Source organism: Mesorhizobium sp. M7A.F.Ca.CA.002.09.1.1, assembly GCF_003998555.1.
Classification (GTDB): Bacteria; Pseudomonadota; Alphaproteobacteria; order Rhizobiales; family Rhizobiaceae; genus Mesorhizobium; species Mesorhizobium ciceri.
The window spans coordinates 1-2,544 of the sequence record NZ_RZRR01000822.1 but is presented as its reverse complement, the minus strand read 5'-3'; the positions used below and the strand labels follow the sequence as shown (position 1 = coordinate 2,544).

Annotated in this window: 4 protein-coding genes; 2 read left to right on the top strand and 2 right to left on the bottom strand. The window is 62.6% G+C overall.

Annotation, left to right across the window (positions count from 1 at the left end; genetic code table 11):
- Positions 1 to 144: DUF815 domain-containing protein (locus tag EN994_RS26810; protein ID WP_127307948.1), on the top strand; the 144-nt coding region annotated here is incomplete at its 5' end.
- 39 nt (positions 145 to 183) lie between these two features.
- Here the strand turns inward: EN994_RS26810 and EN994_RS26805 are convergent.
- Positions 184 to 1,002, bottom strand: coding sequence for an AraC family transcriptional regulator (locus EN994_RS26805; protein ID WP_063170251.1), 819 nt, complete (start codon positions 1,000 to 1,002; stop codon positions 184 to 186).
- A gap of 113 nt (positions 1,003 to 1,115) precedes the next feature.
- Between EN994_RS26805 and EN994_RS26800 the strand changes: the two genes are divergently transcribed.
- On the top strand, positions 1,116 to 2,006 hold the full coding sequence (locus EN994_RS26800; protein ID WP_063168115.1) for an NAD-dependent epimerase/dehydratase family protein: 891 nt from the start codon (positions 1,116 to 1,118) through the stop codon (positions 2,004 to 2,006).
- Positions 2,007 to 2,138: 132 nt separating this feature from the next.
- Here EN994_RS26800 and EN994_RS26795 read toward each other — a convergent pair.
- Positions 2,139 to 2,544: M23 family metallopeptidase (locus EN994_RS26795; RefSeq protein ID WP_164746225.1), on the bottom strand; the 406-nt coding region annotated here is incomplete at its 5' end.

Below are 2,544 nucleotides of genomic sequence, written 5' to 3'. Positions count from 1 at the left end.
CATCACGGGCTGACAATCGATCCCGACACGCTGCGCGCCGAAGCATTGGAATGGGCGACGACGCGCGGCAGCCGCTCGGGCCGCGTCGCCTGGCAGTTCACCCAGGATTTGGCTGGCCGGCTCGGCAAACCGCTGAAGGACTGATGCGTTGGATAGCGTCGCCAACGCCATCCGATGACAAGATCATTTGGGCGGCTGCGACCGCCGCAAATCACGCGGCGTTTGGCCGATCTCACGCCGCATCCAATGCGCCAGATGTGACTGGTGCGCGAAGCCCGTCAATTCCGCCACCTCGCTTGTGCTGAGATCGCCTTGCTGCAGCAGGACGCGTGCGCGTTCGACGCGACGCCGTAGCACGTAGCGGTGCAGGGTGAAGCCCGTCGCCGCCTTGAACCATGTCCGCAAGTGCGAACTGCTGGCGCCGGCAACCCGGCTCAGTCGATGGATCGATAGGGGTTCGTGCAGCGCAACCTCGATATGCTCCAGCACGCGCTTGAGCTGAGTATCCGACAGCCGGTTCGCGCGATCGATATCAGGTTCACCGAGGCCAAGCAGCCTCACAGCGAGCGCGGCGCCGATGCTGTCGGCAAACAACGACCCGCTCGGCGACTTCGCATTGAGATCGCTCTCCAGTGCTCGCGCGAGGTGTTCGATGCGCTGGTCACGAAGCAGGTGACGTGTGCCGAGCGGCAATGCGCGCGCCTTGCCAAGTTCGGCTGCCACCCTTTCCATCAAGGCCGGTTGTAACGCGATCTCGATCGTGTCGAACGGGGTCTCAGCCTCGAACCCACCCTCCTGACCGGCGGGCACCAGGTCGATATCGCCGGCGCGCCTGACGAAATATCGTCGAACCTCATGGCAGTAGGAGCGCGTCGCGGCACTTGCATGCACCATGATGCGATGGTGTGGCGCCCGGAGCAGACGATGGACCCCGGCTTCGACATGCCGGGAGGCCAATGTTACGTCGGACGGGGATCGGGCCGGGGCGACTTGCGAGAGCATGCTTTCTCGATTCATGGCAAAACCTGTTCAAGACTTGGCAATTCCCGCGCGATTTTCAATGCCGTGGCTATGTACCTACGCCTCTCCATAAAACTTGGATGAGAGGTTATGCCATGAGTTTCTATGTTGTTGTGGGAGCAGGCCCGGTTGGTCGCGAGACCGCGCGGCTTCTGGGCGAAGAAGGCCATGATGTTGTCTTGACGAGCCGGAGTGTCGGTTCGAACGCGCTGCAAAACGTCCGGACCGTGCAGTCCGACGCCACCAATGCCGCGGAACTGGCGCGTATCAGCCGAAACGCCGACGCGATCTTCATGTGCGCCATGGCCGCCTATCACCGCTGGCCGACCGACTTCTTCCCAATCATCGACGGCACCGTGCGGGCTGCCGAAGCGGTCGGCGCGAAGCTTGTGGTGCTCGGAAATCTCTATGGCTATGGCAAAGATGCCGAAAGCCCGCTTCACTCCGACCTGTCTCTGGATCCGACTTCGAAGAAAGGAACCGCCCGGACGATCATGTGGCAGCGGGCGGTCCGTGCGGACGTGCCGGCCGTCGAAGTGCGGTCCAGCGATTATCTTGGACATGGCGCGATCAGCTCTTTCTCACTGGTCGCGCTGCCCTCCATAATCGAAGGGAAACCGACGGCTTTCATCGGAAACCTCGACGCAACTCACGCCTGGTCCTTCACGAAGGACGTGGCCAGGACACTGGTCGCTGCCTCGCGCTACACGGGCGAATGGGGACGGGCGTTCCATGTTCCATCGCAACACGCCCCACCCCGGGAACTCATCCGGGCGACCGCGGCAATGCTTCACCGTGAAATTCCAGGAACACGCTCCTATTCCATCTCCGAAATGGAAGCATTGGGCATGCATGAGCTCATCGAGATGAGCTATCTCTTCGACAAACCCTTGCTGGTCGATTCCTCCGACGCGGAGACGCTTCTCGGCGTCAAGGCCAGCAGCCTTGGCGTCATGATCGCCGACACTCTGCGCGACCATCTTTGAAGCTTGAAGACTGGCGCGTCGCACCGGAACTGAAAAAGCCCGCTCCTTTCGGAACGGGCTGAGCCGGCGGGCCGGACTGGAGGTCAGACGGCCCGCAAATTGCTTTTTTTCTTCTATTCGAAACAGCCCCGACTATTCGAGATAACCGGAGGGATCGACTGGCGCCGAATTCTTGCGCACTTCGAAGTGCAGCTTCGGCGAGTCCGTCGTGCCGCTCATGCCCGACAGCGCGATCTCCTGGCCGCGCTTGACCTTCTGGCCGCGCTGCACCTCGATCGAACTGGCATGGCCGTAGACGGTGACCAGGCCGTTCTCGTGGCGCACCAGCACCGTGTTGCCGAATTCCTTGAGGCCGTCGCCGGCATAGATGACGACACCGTTCTCGGCCGCCTTGACCGGTGTGCCCGTCGGCACGGCGATATCGACGCCGTCCTTGCCCGAGCCGAAACCGGAAATCACGCGGCCGCGCACCGGCCAGCGCATCTTGCCGATGCCGGTGGCGTCTGGCGCGCCGGCATCGTCGGCCTCGGCCTGCTGG

What these genes read in the sequence shown, in the direction of transcription:
- EN994_RS26805 (WP_063170251.1), bottom strand. Translation starts at nt 1,002, where the DNA reads ATGCTCTCGCAAGTCGCCCCGGCCCGATCCCCGTCCGACGTAACATTG.
- EN994_RS26800 (WP_063168115.1), top strand. Translation starts at nt 1,116, where the DNA reads ATGAGTTTCTATGTTGTTGTGGGAGCAGGCCCGGTTGGTCGCGAGACC.